Source organism: Cyanobium sp. LEGE 06143, from assembly GCF_015207535.1.
GTDB lineage: Bacteria > Cyanobacteriota > Cyanobacteriia > PCC-6307 > Cyanobiaceae > NIES-981.
Map to the genome: position 1 here is coordinate 1 of NZ_JADEWP010000053.1, position 13,505 is coordinate 13,505.

11 protein-coding genes and 1 pseudogene are annotated in these 13,505 nt (G+C 69.9%); 4 read left to right on the forward strand and 8 right to left on the reverse strand.

All coding sequences use genetic code 11. The annotated features are described in order from the left end of the window. Nucleotides 1-701, forward strand: a pseudogene (locus tag IQ216_RS05540) (N-acetylmuramoyl-L-alanine amidase); the annotation flags it as partial. A gap of 18 nt (nt 702-719) precedes the next feature. Here IQ216_RS05540 and IQ216_RS05545 read toward each other — a convergent pair. Beyond that, nucleotides 720-1,553, reverse strand: a complete 834-nt coding sequence (locus IQ216_RS05545; RefSeq protein WP_370566621.1) for a helicase DnaB — start codon at nt 1,551-1,553, stop codon at nt 720-722. A gap of 229 nt (nt 1,554-1,782) precedes the next feature. Here IQ216_RS05545 and IQ216_RS05550 point away from each other — a divergent pair, with 229 nt between their 5' ends. Beyond that, complete coding sequence (locus tag IQ216_RS05550) at nt 1,783-3,399, forward strand: glucose-6-phosphate isomerase (protein ID WP_193814680.1); 1,617 nt, start codon at nt 1,783-1,785, stop codon at nt 3,397-3,399. On the opposite strand, the gene IQ216_RS05555 is transcribed toward IQ216_RS05550, so the two are convergent. The 6 genes from IQ216_RS05555 to cutA all read right to left on the reverse strand — a co-directional run bounded on the left by IQ216_RS05555 (nt 3,378) and on the right by cutA (nt 8,560). Then, nucleotides 3,378-4,208 carry an ABC transporter permease gene (locus tag IQ216_RS05555; RefSeq protein WP_193814681.1) on the reverse strand — a complete coding sequence of 277 codons (831 nt, stop codon included), beginning with the start codon at nt 4,206-4,208 and terminating at the stop codon, nt 3,378-3,380. The two genes, IQ216_RS05550 and IQ216_RS05555, sit on opposite strands and share 22 nt — an antisense overlap. Next, entirely contained in the window at nt 4,208-5,014 is an 807-nt protein-coding gene (locus tag IQ216_RS05560) for an ABC-2 family transporter protein (RefSeq protein ID WP_228007178.1), read from the reverse strand. Before IQ216_RS05560 ends, IQ216_RS05555 begins: the two co-directional genes overlap by 1 nt. Further along, nucleotides 5,011-5,994 (reverse strand): ATP-binding cassette domain-containing protein, encoded by a 984-nt coding sequence (locus IQ216_RS05565; RefSeq protein WP_193814682.1) that lies wholly within the window; start codon nt 5,992-5,994, stop codon nt 5,011-5,013. The genes IQ216_RS05560 and IQ216_RS05565 overlap by 4 nt, the downstream gene beginning before the upstream one ends. 653 nt (nt 5,995-6,647) lie before the next feature. Next, the gene (locus IQ216_RS05570) at nt 6,648-7,799 is read right to left on the reverse strand and encodes a DUF819 family protein (protein WP_193814683.1); all 1,152 of its coding nucleotides are present in this window, start codon (nt 7,797-7,799) and stop codon (nt 6,648-6,650) included. A 103-nt stretch (nt 7,800-7,902) separates the two neighbouring features. After that, nucleotides 7,903-8,082, reverse strand: coding sequence for a hypothetical protein (locus tag IQ216_RS05575; protein ID WP_186699601.1), 180 nt, complete (start codon nt 8,080-8,082; stop codon nt 7,903-7,905). Nucleotides 8,083-8,134: 52 nt separating this feature from the next. Continuing rightward, nucleotides 8,135-8,560 carry a divalent-cation tolerance protein CutA gene (gene cutA, locus IQ216_RS05580; RefSeq protein WP_193814684.1) on the reverse strand — a complete coding sequence of 142 codons (426 nt, stop codon included), beginning with the start codon at nt 8,558-8,560 and terminating at the stop codon, nt 8,135-8,137. A 98-nt stretch (nt 8,561-8,658) separates the two neighbouring features. Here cutA and IQ216_RS05585 point away from each other — a divergent pair, with 98 nt between their 5' ends. Together IQ216_RS05585 and IQ216_RS05590 are read left to right on the forward strand one after the other, a co-directional pair. After that, nucleotides 8,659-9,366, forward strand: coding sequence for a DUF4079 domain-containing protein (locus IQ216_RS05585; protein ID WP_193814685.1), 708 nt, complete (start codon nt 8,659-8,661; stop codon nt 9,364-9,366). 9 nt (nt 9,367-9,375) lie between these two features. Next, nucleotides 9,376-11,409, forward strand: a complete 2,034-nt coding sequence (locus tag IQ216_RS05590; protein WP_193814686.1) for a glycosyltransferase family 2 protein — start codon at nt 9,376-9,378, stop codon at nt 11,407-11,409. Here IQ216_RS05590 and maeA read toward each other — a convergent pair. Next, nucleotides 11,382-13,505: oxaloacetate-decarboxylating malate dehydrogenase (maeA, locus tag IQ216_RS05595; RefSeq protein WP_193814687.1), on the reverse strand; the 2,124-nt coding region annotated here is incomplete at its 5' end. The genes IQ216_RS05590 and maeA overlap by 28 nt on opposite strands.

The following is a 13,505-nucleotide window of genomic DNA, read 5'->3' on the forward strand; positions in this document are numbered from 1 at the left end:
CTCCCAGCGACTGGACCTCGCCCCTGGCGGGCGGCACCTGTGCCGGCTCGGGTTCAACCGATTCACCGCGGCTGCGGGCCCAGCTCGAACGCCTGCGCACCGCACCCCTGCGGCTCAGGATCGACCCCAGCAACTACGGCACCCGCTTCAACCGCGATGCCTTCGGCAACCCCCTCGATCCCACCCCCCGGGTGGTGATCCTCCATGAAACGGTCTTCGGCATCGGCTCAGCCATCAACACCTTCCTGNCCCNNMRTCSSYGRGAYKAMGMSWAGGTGAGCTACCACGCCSTGATCGGCCTGGATGGCAAGACGGTGYTGCTGCTCGACCCCAGCTCCCGTGCCTTCGGGGCGGGCAACTCCGCCTTCCGAGGCCAGTGGGTGGTGACCAATCCCGACTTCAACGGCTCGGTGAACAACTTCGCCCTGCATGTGAGCCTGGAAACTCCCCTCGATGGCGAGGACACCGGCCCCAGCCACAGCGGCTACACGCCGGCGCAATACGACGCCCTGGCGGTGCTGCTGGCCGACTGGATGGAGCGTTTTCCCATTTCCCCTGACCACATCACCACCCACCAGGCGGTGGATCTGGGCGGCGAGCGGATGGATCCCCGCAGCTTCGACTGGCAGGCCCTGAAGACCCGGCTTTCAGCTCTGCAGGCCTTCTGCGACCGCCCCGCCACCACCACGGCCCTCAACTGACCTGACCCGCAGCTGAATTCAGATCAGGGGCGAGAGGGCCGGCCGGCGCTGGCCGTAAAGCAGGGCGTGCAGTTCTGGATCCTGCATCGAGCGCAGGATGCGGCGGTGATAGTCAAGCTTGCCGTTGTGCAGGTAGGCGAGGGTGGCCAGGGCCTTGGCCTCACGGGGACTGGCACTGGCCTGGAGCACGCGGTCGGTGGGGAAGTCCAGATCGTGGCTGAGGCGGGCGAACTTGCCCACGAGCAGGCGCACGTTCTGTTCTGGATCGAGCAACTGGCGACGCGCCTCCATCACCTGCTCGTCGGAGGCGTCGGCCTCCAGGAGCCCCTGGTGCACCATCTCGCCGAGGCCCAGCTGAGCGGGCCCATGGGTGCTGAACAGGCCGGAGTGGGCCGCCAGGGGCAGATCTTCCCCTGGCTTGGCGTGGCGCATCTCATCGAACAACACGGCCGTCACCAGCATCGGGTTGATGTGGTGGCGGGCCGACTCGCTCAGAATCACCGGCCGCAGTTCCTCCAGCCTCCCCAGAGCATGGCTGCGCAGGGGCTCGAACTGGTCGATGCCCTCGGTGAACAGCTGGGCCAGGCGGGGCTGGGGACCATGCACACCGAAACGGCGCTGCAGCTCCTGCAGCTCACTGGCCGAAAACTGCAGCGGATCGGCCTGGGTGCCGCCATCGGGCGTGTTGACGCTGCCGCTCAGGCCCGGATCGATCAGCAGCGGCGACTGGGGCTCCAAGCGCCCCGCCGGACTGAGCAGGGCCAAGCCGAGGGCCGCCAGCACGCCGAACCGCCGCCTCAGCCGCACCCCTCCCCCGAGGGGCCTCATTGCCGGCAGGGCGCAATCGACCACAGCCCAGCACGGCGGCGACACGACTGCCCTGCAGGGCGGAGTTCGGGCGTGAGAGGCAGGGGCACAGGCAGCACAACAAAGCCAAAGTTCATCTTAAGAAGCCTGTCCAGCCTTTGATCCCGGAGCCGAACGGTCCTGTGGCCGGCACTTGATACAGGGGCTCGCCGGGATCAGCCCTAGTTTCTGGGCGTCAGACCCGGCGCCCCAGGGCGCAACCCCAGCCGACTCCATGCCTGCCGACTTCGATGGCTCCAGCCCCGCCACCCAGTGGAGCCGTTTCTGTGACCTCCTCTGGTACCACGCTGGCCTGGGGGTCTGGCTCGATGTGAGTCGGATGGCCCTGAACCAGGCCGACCTCAGCCGCCTGGCGCCAGGTTTCGCCTCGGCCTTCACGGCGATGGCGGCCCTGGAGGGTGGCGCCATCGCCAACCCCGATGAGCAGAGGATGGTGGGCCATTACTGGCTGCGGGCCCCTGAGCTGGCACCGGATGCCGCCACCGCCGATCACATCGCCGCCGAGATCGACCAGATCGAGGCGTTCGGGGCCGGGGTGCTCTCCGGCAGCCTGCAGGCCCCCGGCGGGGTGCCCTTCAGCGATGTGCTCTGGATCGGCATCGGCGGCTCGGGTCTTGGCCCCCTGCTGGTGATCGAGGCCCTGCAGCAGGAGGGCTGCGGCCTGCCCTTCCACTTCATCGACAACGTCGACCCCCAGGGCATCAGCCGCACCCTGGCCCGGCTCGGGGAGCGCCTGCGTACCTCCCTGGTGATCGTGGTGAGCAAGTCCGGCGGCACGCCCGAGCCGCGCATCGCCATGGAGCAGGTGCGGGAACGGCTGGGCAGCCTCGGCGGCCACTGGGCCCAGCAGGCCGTGGCGGTGACCATGGTGGGCAGCCGTCTGGACAGCCTTGCCGTGCAGGAGCAGTGGCTGGCCCGCTTCGACATGTTCGACTGGGTCGGGGGCCGCACCAGCATCACCAGCGCCGTGGGGCTGCTGCCCGCCGCCCTGGTGGGGGCCGATCTGCGCGCCTTCCTCGATGGCGCCGCCCAGATGGATGCCGCCACCCGCTGCCCCGAGCTGGAGGCGAACCCCGCGGCCCTGATGGCGGCCGCCTGGCACGTGGCCGGCCATGGCCGCGGTCAGCGCGACATGGTGCTGCTGCCCTACCGCGACCGGCTGGCCGTGTTCAGCCGCTACCTGCAGCAGCTGGTGATGGAGAGCCTCGGCAAGCGTCTCGATCGCGACGGCCAGGTGGTGAACCAGGGCATCGCCGTGTATGGCAACAAGGGCTCCACCGACCAGCACGCCTATGTGCAGCAGCTGCGCGATGGCGTGGACAACTTCTTCGTGACCTTCATCGAGGCCCTCGACGACCCCGCTGACCTTCCCGCCCTCAACGGCGAGTGCCCCGGGGACGTGCTGGAGGGGTTCCTGCAGGGCACTCGCACGGCCCTGATGGAGAGCGGCCGCCAGAGCCTCTCGATCACCCTGCGCCGCTTCGATGCCCGCAGCCTGGGCGTGCTGGTGGCCCTGTTCGAGCGCGCCGTGGGCTTCTACGCCGAACTGGTGAACATCAACGCCTACGACCAACCCGGCGTGGAGGCCGGCAAGCTGGCCGCCGCCTCGATCCTGGAACTGCAGGGCCGCCTGCATGAGCTGCTCGCCGATGGCCAGCCCCGCAGCCTGGAGGAGATGCGCCAGGCCCTGGAGGTGCCCTCCGCCGAGCCGCTGTTCTGGATCCTGCGCCACCTCTGCGCCAACCAGCCCGGCTACGTCGTGGAGGGCGACTGGGGCCGCCCCGAGGATCTCGTGGTGGCCCAGCCCGATCAACTGGAGGCGCTGGTGTAGTGGCGCAGGGCGTAGCGCCAGAACCAGCGGCTGCCCAGGAAGGTGGCCGTCGCCATGGCCAGGCCGCCCACCGCCCACAGGGGCTCTCCTCTCCCGAGCACTGCCTCGGCCGGCACCGTGGTGAGGAAGGCCACGGGCAGCACAAAGGTGAACACCAGCCGCAGGGCCTGGGGGTAGGCCGTCACCGGATAGCGGCCGGCCACCAGGGTGTAGCGCAGCACCTCGGTGGCGTTCCACACCTTCACGAACCAGATGCTGAGGGCCGCCAGCACGAACCAGAGGCTGTAGAGGATCACGGCGCTGGCCACCAGCAGGGCGGCACTGAGGGCCAGCCCCAGGGGAGTCCAACTGGCCCCGGCCCGGGCGGCTGCCCAGCCGCACAGAGCGAAACCGGCCAGGATCCCCGGTAGGCCCCAGGGCGAGATCATGCGGGTGGAGAGCCAGAACTGGCTGTCCAGGGGCTTCAACAGCACGAAGTCAAGGCTGCCGTTCTGCACATGCCCCACGATGCGGCTCAGGTTGGGCTGCAGCAGGCTGGTGGTGAAGCCATCCAGCACGGTGTAGAGGCCCAGCACCACCAGGGCCTCATCCCAGCTCCAGCCGCCCAGGTTGGCGGTGCTCTGCCGCTGCGGCCCTCCGAACAGCAGCCCCAGCACGAACACACTGCCGGCCAGGTTGCCGAGCACCGAGAGCGCCTCGATCCAGAAGTTGGCCGGGTATTCGAGCTCAGCGCTCAGGGCAGTGGCCCAGAAGCGGCCCAGGCTGCGCCGGTAGCGCCCGAGCCTGGAGGGGAGCAGGGGTGTCGTCATCAGGCCCCCATGGAGGAATAGCGCCTCAATCCCCGGCGCCAGAGGAAGGCGGCGATCGGCAGCAACAGGGCGCACCAGGCAGCAATGGTGGCGAAGCCCAGTGGGGCCGACACCGGCAACCCCGCCAGCAGCCGGGCCGGGAAGTCGACCATCCAGGGGAAGGGGGTGGYGAGGGCCAGCCGTCGCAGGCCTGGAGGAAAGCTGTCGAGGGGGGCCACCAGGCCGGAGAGAAACAGGTAGGGAATCAGCAGCAGCCGAWCCAGGGCGGCGGCGCGCTCGGWCCAGAAGCAGGCCATCGCCACCACGGTCTGCAGCAGGAAGCGCAGCAGGAAGGCGGCCCCGATCGCCACCAGGCCGAGCAGCAACTGCGGGGCCGGGGGCAGCCACAGCCCGCCGGGCAGCAGCAGGGCCAGGGGCAGCAGCATCAGGGCCACGAATGGCACCCGGGTGCCCTGCTCGGCCACGTGGGCGGCCAGATAGCGCCACAACGGCAGCAGGGGTTGCAGCAGCAGGGGTGACAGCTTGCCCTGCAGGGTGTCCTCCTCGAACACGTGGATCAGCCACACCACGCTGAACTGGCGCACCAGAAAGGCGGCCAGGAAATAGCGGCGCAGCTGGATCGGATCCAGCCCGGAGGCGCCATTGGCCTCAGCGCCGCTCCACACCCCCAGCATGATCAGCGGCAGCACGCCCGAGAGCGCCCAGAGAGCGATTTCGGCCCGGTACTCGAGCATGTAGGCGTACTGGGTCACGAGCAGGGCCCGGGCGATGCGCCAAGTCCGTCGCGGGCGCCATAGGCCCCTCATCGGCCGGCCTCGCGGCGGAACAGCCCGCCGATCAGCTCGTCGATCGGGGGGTCGGCCACCTCCAGATCGCTCACCTCGAAGCGGCTGAGCAGGGCGGCCACCTGCTCCGTGAGCTGCTGGCGTGGGATGCGCAGCCGCACATGGTGGCCCTGGTGCTCGTCCACCAGGCCGTAGGCCTCGAAACAGCCGGCCGGCTGCAGCTCCTGCAGCTCCAGGCGCACCTGGCGGTGGGGGGCAAGGTCCTGGGTGAGCCGCTCCAATGAGCCGTCGTGGAACAGCCGGCCCTGGTGAATCAGCAGCACCCGCGGGCACAGCGCCGTGATGTCACCCATGTCGTGGCTGGTGAGCAGCACCGTGGCACCGGTGCGGCGGTTGTAGTCGGCGAGGAACTCCCGCACGCGGGCCTGGGCGTTGACGTCGAGGCCGAGGGTGGGCTCATCGAGAAAGAGCACGGCCGGCCGATGCAGCAGCGCCGCCAGCAGCTCGGCCTTCATCCGCTGCCCGAGGGAGAGCTTGCGCACCGGGCGGCGCAGTTCGCTGCCCAGCTCCAGCATCTCGGCCAGCTCAGCGATGCGGTGCTCGGCGGTGCTGTCATCGATGCCGTAGACGGCGGCATTGACGCGGAAGCTGTCCAGGGCCGGCAGATCCCAGATCAGCTGCTGGCGGTTGCCCATCACCAGGGTGATCTGCTGCAGGAAGCGCTCCTGGCGCTGGAAGGGCACACAGCCCGCCACCTGCACGGAGCCGCCGCTGGGGTGGATCAGGCCGGTGAGCATCTTGAGGGTGGTGGTCTTGCCGGCGCCGTTCGGGCCCAGGAAGCCCACCATCTCGCCGGGTTCGATCTGGAAGCTCACMCCCTGCACGGCCGGCACATCCCGGTGGCGCCTCTGCACCAGGTGCTCCAGGGTGCCGCGCAGCCCCGGGCGCTTCTCGGCCACCCGGTAATGCTTCCTCAACTGGCGCACGTCGATGATCGGCATCGCCGCGCCTCCGAACCGGTCGGCATTCTGGGGGTCCTGCTGTCACGTCCGGCGGGACGGTGGAGGCAATCGCACCGTTATGCCTGATGCCATCAACGTCATGAGCAGGTTCTTGACTCAGCCGGGACTGGGGGGCGCAGTGCTGTCAAGAAGTGTCCGCACCATGGCAACCCATCCAGGTGACCATCTGCACCGGAAGACCCGGCTCGCCCACCAGCAGGCCGCGCCGAGGGTCAGGCCGCCATTGGAAGATCAGCCTGTTCTGCGGCCTCCAGCTCTTCCCAAACCCGCCTGTAGGCAGCGGTCTGTACTGCGCTCCATGGCTGGGAAGCCGGGTGTCATGCGGCCACCCGTCCAGCCAGGTCCCGTCGTGTTCTGGGAGTGGTTCTCAGGCCGAGGATGGCCAACGCCTCAGAGAGATCATCTGACGCTTCCATGGCTTTCATCGACCAAGCGGTGAGGGGCTGAGTTTGGCGGCTCTCCCCGTCAATGCAAGAGGGGAGGGGGCGGCAGGCTGAGCCGGACGACTGGGGTCCATGCTCATTCGTCTGTGGGTACAACAACAGAGCAATCGCGTTCGTCAGGCCGGATCAGCGCCATAGCGCTCAGTTCAGCGACATGTCTCCTGGCAGCCTCGGTTTTACGACCCTCCCCTAGCCCGGCAGCAGGCCGGCCATCACCAGGCCCAGGTAGGTGCCCACCACATAGCCCAGCAGGCCGATCGCCACGCTCGGCAGGGCCAGATCGGGGCGTTGGAGGGCGCCGGCCAGGGCCAGGGCGGTGCTGGGGCCACCCACGGCGGCCTGGCAGCCCACGAGGCTGTCGGCCAGTCCCCAGTGCCGCCAGCGGCCCACCAGCAGCACGACCAGCGCCTGCACGGCCACGATCAGGCTGGCCAGGGCAAACACCCAGCGGCCTTCCCCCAGCAGGCCCTGCACGGGTGAATTGAGACCGATCACGGTGAAGAAAGGCTGGATCAGCAGCAGCCCCAGCGGATAGCTGAGCCGCAACTGGGACAGGGCTGGTAGCTGGGCCGCCGCCAGGGCGATGCTGGTGAGCACCAGGATGCCGGGGGCGCCGGGCCACCAGTTCTGGAGGACGCCTGTGGCCGCCTCGCTGATCACCACGATCACCACCCCCCAGAGCAGGGCCACGCCGCCGGCCCGGCTCAGGAGGTCTCGGGGGCGGGCACTGGCGGGGTCCCAGKCTCCGGAGCTGGCGATCTGTTCAGGACTGGCCGAGGGCTCGGCGCCGGCTGTGGCGCTGAGGGATTCGGCTGGGTTGGGTCTGTGGCGGCGTCCCAGGGCCAGGCTGATCAGAAACCAGAGGCTGAACACCACGTGGTCGGCGGCGGTGGCCACCAGCACCAGGCCCTCAGGGGGCTGCAGGGTGCGGGCCACCGACACGAAGTTGAGGCTGCCGCCGCTGAAGGTGGCCGTGAACAGGCCGCTGAGGGCCGGCAGATCGGCACCGAGCCGCTCGCCCAGCAGCCATGCCCCCAGGCCGGTGCCCAGCACGGCCGCCAGCACCGCCGTGGCGAAGGGCTGCAGCAGCCGCTGCGCCCCGGGCCACACCCGGCGCAGATCCACCGCCCGCAGCAACAGGGCGATGGCGAGGGAGGTGAGCGGCCCGGTCACCACGGCTTCGGCGGCCGCCTCGGCATTCCAGCCGAAGAGGTTGGTGGTGAGCAGGCCTAGGAACAGCACCAACAGGGTGGTGCCCAGCTGGCGGCCGATCGCGGTGGCCTCGGCCAGCCACCAGCCAGCCCCGGTGAGCAGGGCGATCAGCAGCAATGAGAGCAGCATGGCGACGGCCAGGAGCCGGATTGTCTGGCCGGCTCCAGTGAAGGTCGGGCTGAAGCGGGGTGCAATGGCGCTTCAGTTCAGCCGTGCTGCCCAGAGGCTGGGATCACCAGCCGCAGGGAGCGCTGGGGGCAGCGCAGTCGTCCTTCATCTGGGCGTGCTCAGCAGGGGAGAGCGGCCGGTAGCCACCGGAATGGGGGCCACCGCGCTGCTCGGCTTGGGCCAGGCCGCCGAAGGAGCCGGCCAGCACCACAGCCAGGGCGAGGGATTGGAGGAGAGTCGTCATGGTTTGTTCCGCAAGGGAGCACAGGCTGCCAAGGGCGTGCCTGTATCCATGACTACCGTTCGGCGATGGGATCGGATTGCCAGGGGCTCTTTGGCTCCTGCTCCGGCTCCTTCTTCGGTTCCTGCGCTGGAGCCGGCGCACCTGAGGGCTGGACCTGCTCGATCAGCCAGCGCCGATAGGCGGGCTCGACATCCTGCAGCGGGGTGGTGGAGATCTCCGGCACCTCGTAGAGGTGTGCCTCCCGGATCTGCTCCATCAGGGCCCGCTGCTGCCCCCTGGTGGTCTTGAAGCTGATGCGGATCTCTGGCTCCTCGACCAGTTCGCCTTTCCAGAGGTAGAGGCTGTCGATCGGCTGCAGCTGGGCGCAGGCGGCCAGCCTTCTCGTCACCACCCGGCGCGCCAGCCGCCAGGCGTCGTCCTGGTTAGCCACGGTGGTGTGAACGGTGAGCAGCTGTTGCTCCTGGTCGAATGAACCCATCATCCCGAGGCCGTCAGCAGGTGGTGACGATCGTGCCCAATCCAATCAGCTCCCTAACTTGTAGTTGACAAGAAGGCTGGCCCCGTGACCATTCGCCCATGACAACGACGGACTGGCTCTGGGTCATACACCCCGCTCTGGCAGTGGTGCTCGTGTACCCCCTGCTCGGCCTGGTGCTGCGCCTGGCGCAGCAGACCCGGCAGAGGCGCGTTCAGAAGCTGAAGCTGCCCCCCAGCGTGGGCGGCGAGCATGTGGACTTCGGCCGCTGGTTGGCGGCGGCCGTGGTGGGTATCGAACTGCTGGCGATGGTGGTGGTGATCAGCACCAAGCAGCCCTCGGCGCTCACGCCCGGCCGCAGCGGCCTGTTGCTCCTCGTGCTGGCTGGCACCGTGGCGGCGCTGGTGGCGCTCTGGCGTGCCAAGGAGGCGATCTACCGGGCCAGCTTCGCCCTGCTCTGCTGGGCCGGCGTGATTGGTCTGGGCCTGCAGCCGGAGGTGTGGCGCCTCAGTGACAATCCCCTTGATCCGGCCTTCTGGCAATCCCACTTCTGGGGCGGCATGGGGCTCACCGGCCTGATGCTGTTCTCAGTGGCAGCCCGGCCTGAGATTCTGCGGCAACTGCGCTGGCGGCGGCTGCACATCACGGCCAATGTGATCGCAGCGCTGATTTTCGTGGCCCAGGGCATCAGCGGCCCGCGGGATCTGCTGGAGATTCCGCTCAGCTGGCAGAAGTCGGTTGTCTATGCCTGCGACTTCACCAACAAGGTGTGTCCACCGCCGGCACCAGCGCCGGCGCCCCAGCCCTGAGCTGCTCTGATGCGTCTCCCCTGGGCCGTGGCCCTGCTGGCCCTGCTGGCTGGCCGTTACTGGTGGTGGCGCCTCACCAGCACCCTGGTGCTGGACGACTGGCTCAGCGGCTCGATGAGTGTGCTGGTGCTGCTCGCCGAGACCTGGCTGCTGGCCCACAGCTTCCTGCAGCTCGGCTTCAGCCTTGCCCCTGACCCGCGCATCACCCCTCGGGCGGATCGGGCAGCCGCCCGGTTGCAGCGGCGGCTGGAGCCCGCGGGATCCGCCTCGCCGCCCCTGCCCTGGGTGGATGTGCTGATTCCCACCTGCGGGGAACCGCTGGAGCTGGTGGAGCGCTGCCTGCTGGGCTGCCTGGCGCTCACCTATCCCCAGGCCCAGGTGTGGCTGCTGGACGATGCCGCTCGCCCTGAGCTGAAGGAGCTCTGCCGGCGGCTGGGCTGCCGCTACAGCTCCCGCCCGGGCCGCGAGCATGCCAAGGCCGGCAACCTCAACCACGTGCTGCCCCTGCTGCAGGGCGAGCTGATCGCCGTGTTCGATGCCGACGTGGTACCGCTCAATACATTCCTGCTGCGCAGCGTTGGGCTGTTCGATGAGCCCCGGGTGGCGCTGGTGCAGTCGCCCCAGACCTACATGAGCGCCGATCCGGTGATCCGCAACCTGCGGCTGGAACGCTTGCTGATGCCCGACGAGGAGAGCTTCTACCGCTGGATCGAACCGGTGCGCCAGGGCGTCGGCGCTGTGGTGTGCGCCGGCACGTCGTTCCTGGTGCGCCGTTCGGCCCTGCTGGCCGTGGGGGGCTTCGACACGGGCACCTCCTCGGAGGACCTGGCCACAGGCATCCGGCTGACGGCGGCCGGTGGGGAGTGCGTGTATCTGCCCGAAAAGCTGAGCGCCGGGTTGGCGCCGTTCACGGCCTCGGCCCTGGTGCGCCAGCGCTGCCGCTGGGCCAGCGGCACCCTCCAGACCCTGCGCACCGGCGCCAGTCCGCTGCGCATTGCCGGGCTGACGCCCCTGCAGCGGCTTGCCTTTCTGGAGGGCATCCTGCACTGGTTCAACGCCCTGCCGCAGCTGCTGCTGGCCCTGATGCCGCTGATCATCGGCGTGCTGGGCGTGCTGCCTCTGCAGATCACCGCCGCAGGCCTGCTGCGCTATGCCCTGCCCTTCTTTGGCGCCCAGCTGCTGCTGGCCCGCTGGTTCAGCAACCAGGCCCGTACCGGCCTGCTGCCTGAGCTCTACCGCTGGATCGTGTTGATCCCGCTGGTGGCGACGATCTGCCGCTGGGCCCTGCAGCGCCCGCTGCGCTTCCAGGTGACCCCCAAGGCTCTGGCCATAGCCGGCCGGCAGGCCGCCGATCCCCGCCTCTGGCTGCCGCTGCTGGTGCTGCTGCTGTTGCAGTTGCTGGCCCTGCTCAATCTGTTCGGCTGGGCGCAGGATCCCACTGGGCCGGCGCTGGCGCCGGTCACCCCTGCCAGCCTGGCTCTGGGGGTGAGCTGGAGCCTGATCAACGCCCTGCTGTTGCTGCTCGCCCTGCGCTGCTGCTGGGACCGTCCGCGACGTTCGGCTCTGCCCTGGTTCGCCGTGCGTGAACCCGCCTGCCTGGATGGCCAGCCGGTGCTGCTGCGGGCGATCAGCGAGGAGGGGGTGGAGCTGGCCCTGGCTCCGGGCGCTCGGCAGGCTGGCCAGGTGGCGCTCCCCTTGGCTGGCCCTGCCTCACTACTGCAGCTCACCTGGGGCCAGGAGTGCTGGCCCCTGCAGCTGGCGGCGTGCCGCGGCCATCGCCTTGGCGCCCTCTGGAGTGGCCTCAGCCCCCGCCAGCAGCGCACCCTGCAGCAGCGTCTGTACCGCCAGAGCGGCCTCTGGCCCCAGCGGCGGGCGCCGTTTGAGCCGCTGGCCCTGCTGGCGGTGCTGGGGCGGCTGCTCAGCCCCATTCCCCCCGACGACTGGTTCCGGCGCAGCCTGGTGACGATCCAGCTCAGCAGCACCCCCCGGGCCCGGCGGTTGGTGCCGCCACGGGCCTATTCCAGTGCCGAGCTGGCGGTGTAAGTGGGCTGCCAGTGGGCTGCGTCAAGGCACTGGAGCGCCTCGGCTGCCGTGCTGGCCCGCTCCGCCAGACCCTCCTGCACGGCCATCAGGGCCACCGCCTCCGCCACCGCCCGGGACACGCCCTGCACCTGGGTGAGGGGTGGCATCAGCGGCTCCAGCGGATCCCGGGCGGCGGGAATGGTGGCCGCCAGAGCTTCCAGGGCCGCATCGATCATGGCCTCACTCACCCGGGTCGCCCCCACAGCCACACAGGCAAAGCCGAGGCCGGGGTAGAGGAAGCAGTTGTTGCACTGCCCGATCACGCGCTCCTGGCCGTCCCAGAGCACCGGGGCGAAGGGGCTGCCGGTGGCCACCAGGGCCCTGCCGCCACTCCAGGCGAGCAGATCGGCGGGGCTGGCCTCGGCCAGGTTGGTGGGGTTGGAGAGGGGCAGGATCACGGGCCGCTCCGTGCCGGTAGCCATCGCCTCCACCACTGCCTGGTCGAAGGCGCCGGCCACGGTGGAGGTGCCGATCAGCACGGTGGGCCGCACCTGCTGCACCACCTGCAGCAGCCCGATCTGCCCCTGGCCGTTGCGGCTGAACCGCTCCGCTTCCTCGGCAGGCCGGGCCAGGGCGGCGGGGGGTTCTGATCCAGGCGCTGCCACGATCAGCCCGCGGCGATCGAGGCCCCAGATCCTCTGGCGGGCCTGGAGGGCGCTCAGGCCGGCGGCCTGCAGCAGCCTCAGCAGCCGGTCGGCGATGCCGCAGCCGGCTGTGCCGGCACCGAAGATCACGATGCGCTGCTCGGCCAGACCGGTGCCCAGCCCCCGGCAGGCCGCCATCACCGCCGCCGCCGCCACGCCGCTGGTGCCCTGGATGTCGTCGTTGAAGCTGGGGGCCTGCTCGCGGTAGCGATCCAGTACCCGCCGGGCCTGGAGCTTGCCGAAGTCCTCCCAGTGCAGAAACACGCCCGGGAACACCTGCTGGGCCGCCGCCACGACGGCGTCAAGGAAGCGGTCGTAGGCCTCGCCCCGCAGCCGCGGCTGACGCCTGCCGAGGTAGAGGGGATCGTTCAGCAGGGCGGCGTTGTCGGTGCCGACATCGAGCGCCACCGCCAGCACCCGGCCCGGGTGGAGGCCGCTGCAGAGGGTGTAGACGGCCAGCTTGCCCTGGCAGATGTGGATGCCGCCCACGCCCTGGTCGCCCAGCCCCAGGATTCCTTCCGCATCGGTGATCAGCATCAGATCCACCGGGCCTTCGGCGGCCTGGCGCAGCAGCTCGGGCAGCCGCGGTTCCATCTCCGGCGTGAGGTAGGCGCCCAGGTCAGGCGGCTGGTGGCTGTGGCTGAAGCCCTGGATCACCCGCCCCACGGTGGGGGTGTACACCACGGGCAGGGCCGCCTCGATGTGCTCCTGCAGAAAGGCGTGGAAGAGGGTTCGGTTGCTGCGGCGCAGCCGATCCAGGTAGGTTAAGCGCTCGAGGCTGCCCTGTAGGCCAGCGAAGCCCTGCCACACCCGTTCCACCTGCTGCTCGAGGCTCTCCACCGCTGCTGGCAGCCGGGCCTCCAGCTGCAGGCTGCGCCGCTCCTCGGGGCTGAAGGCGGTGTCGCGGTTCAGCCGTGGGTCGGCCAGCACGGCCAGGCCCTGGCGCGGCTGGAATCCCTCGGGATCAGGGCCCGCTTCCACCCGCACCCGGTAGTGCATGTGGGAGCCCACACCGGTGCCCCGGTAGTGGCCGCTCACCGGCGCCGCCAGGTGGTGATCGGCGGCCGTCACCAGGGTGACGTGGCCATCGGCCACGGCCAGGCCGAGGCTGGGGTCGTAGGCGCGCCAGCCGCCGCCGGGGAGCCACACCTCCGCCCAGGCATGCAGCTCGTGCTCACTCACCTCTGGCGGGTGGTGCATCGAGTAGCCGCTCACGAAGCGGGCCGCCAGGCCGAGGCTGCGGCAGGCCGCCACGTAGAGCATGGCCGTGTCGCGGCAGGCGCCGCGGCGCTGGGCCAGGGTGTCAGCGGGCGCCATCGGTTCGCCGTCGAAGCGACCGATGTGCTCGAAGCCGTGGTGGATGCGGTCGGCCAGCAACAGCAGCAGGTCCGTGCTGCGCTGGCCGACCTGGGC

Excerpts from the sequence above, each read along its gene's own strand:
- IQ216_RS05555 (WP_193814681.1), bottom strand. The coding sequence starts at position 4,208 with ATGACGACACCCCTGCTCCCCTCCAGGCTCGGGCGCTACCGGCGCAGC.
- IQ216_RS05575 (WP_186699601.1), bottom strand. The coding sequence starts at position 8,082 with ATGACGACTCTCCTCCAATCCCTCGCCCTGGCTGTGGTGCTGGCCGGC.
- IQ216_RS05590 (WP_193814686.1), top strand. The coding sequence starts at position 9,376 with ATGCGTCTCCCCTGGGCCGTGGCCCTGCTGGCCCTGCTGGCTGGCCGT.
- IQ216_RS05550 (WP_193814680.1), top strand. The coding sequence starts at position 1,783 with ATGCCTGCCGACTTCGATGGCTCCAGCCCCGCCACCCAGTGGAGCCGT.
- cutA (WP_193814684.1), bottom strand. The coding sequence starts at position 8,560 with ATGGGTTCATTCGACCAGGAGCAACAGCTGCTCACCGTTCACACCACC.
- IQ216_RS05585 (WP_193814685.1), top strand. The coding sequence starts at position 8,659 with ATGACAACGACGGACTGGCTCTGGGTCATACACCCCGCTCTGGCAGTG.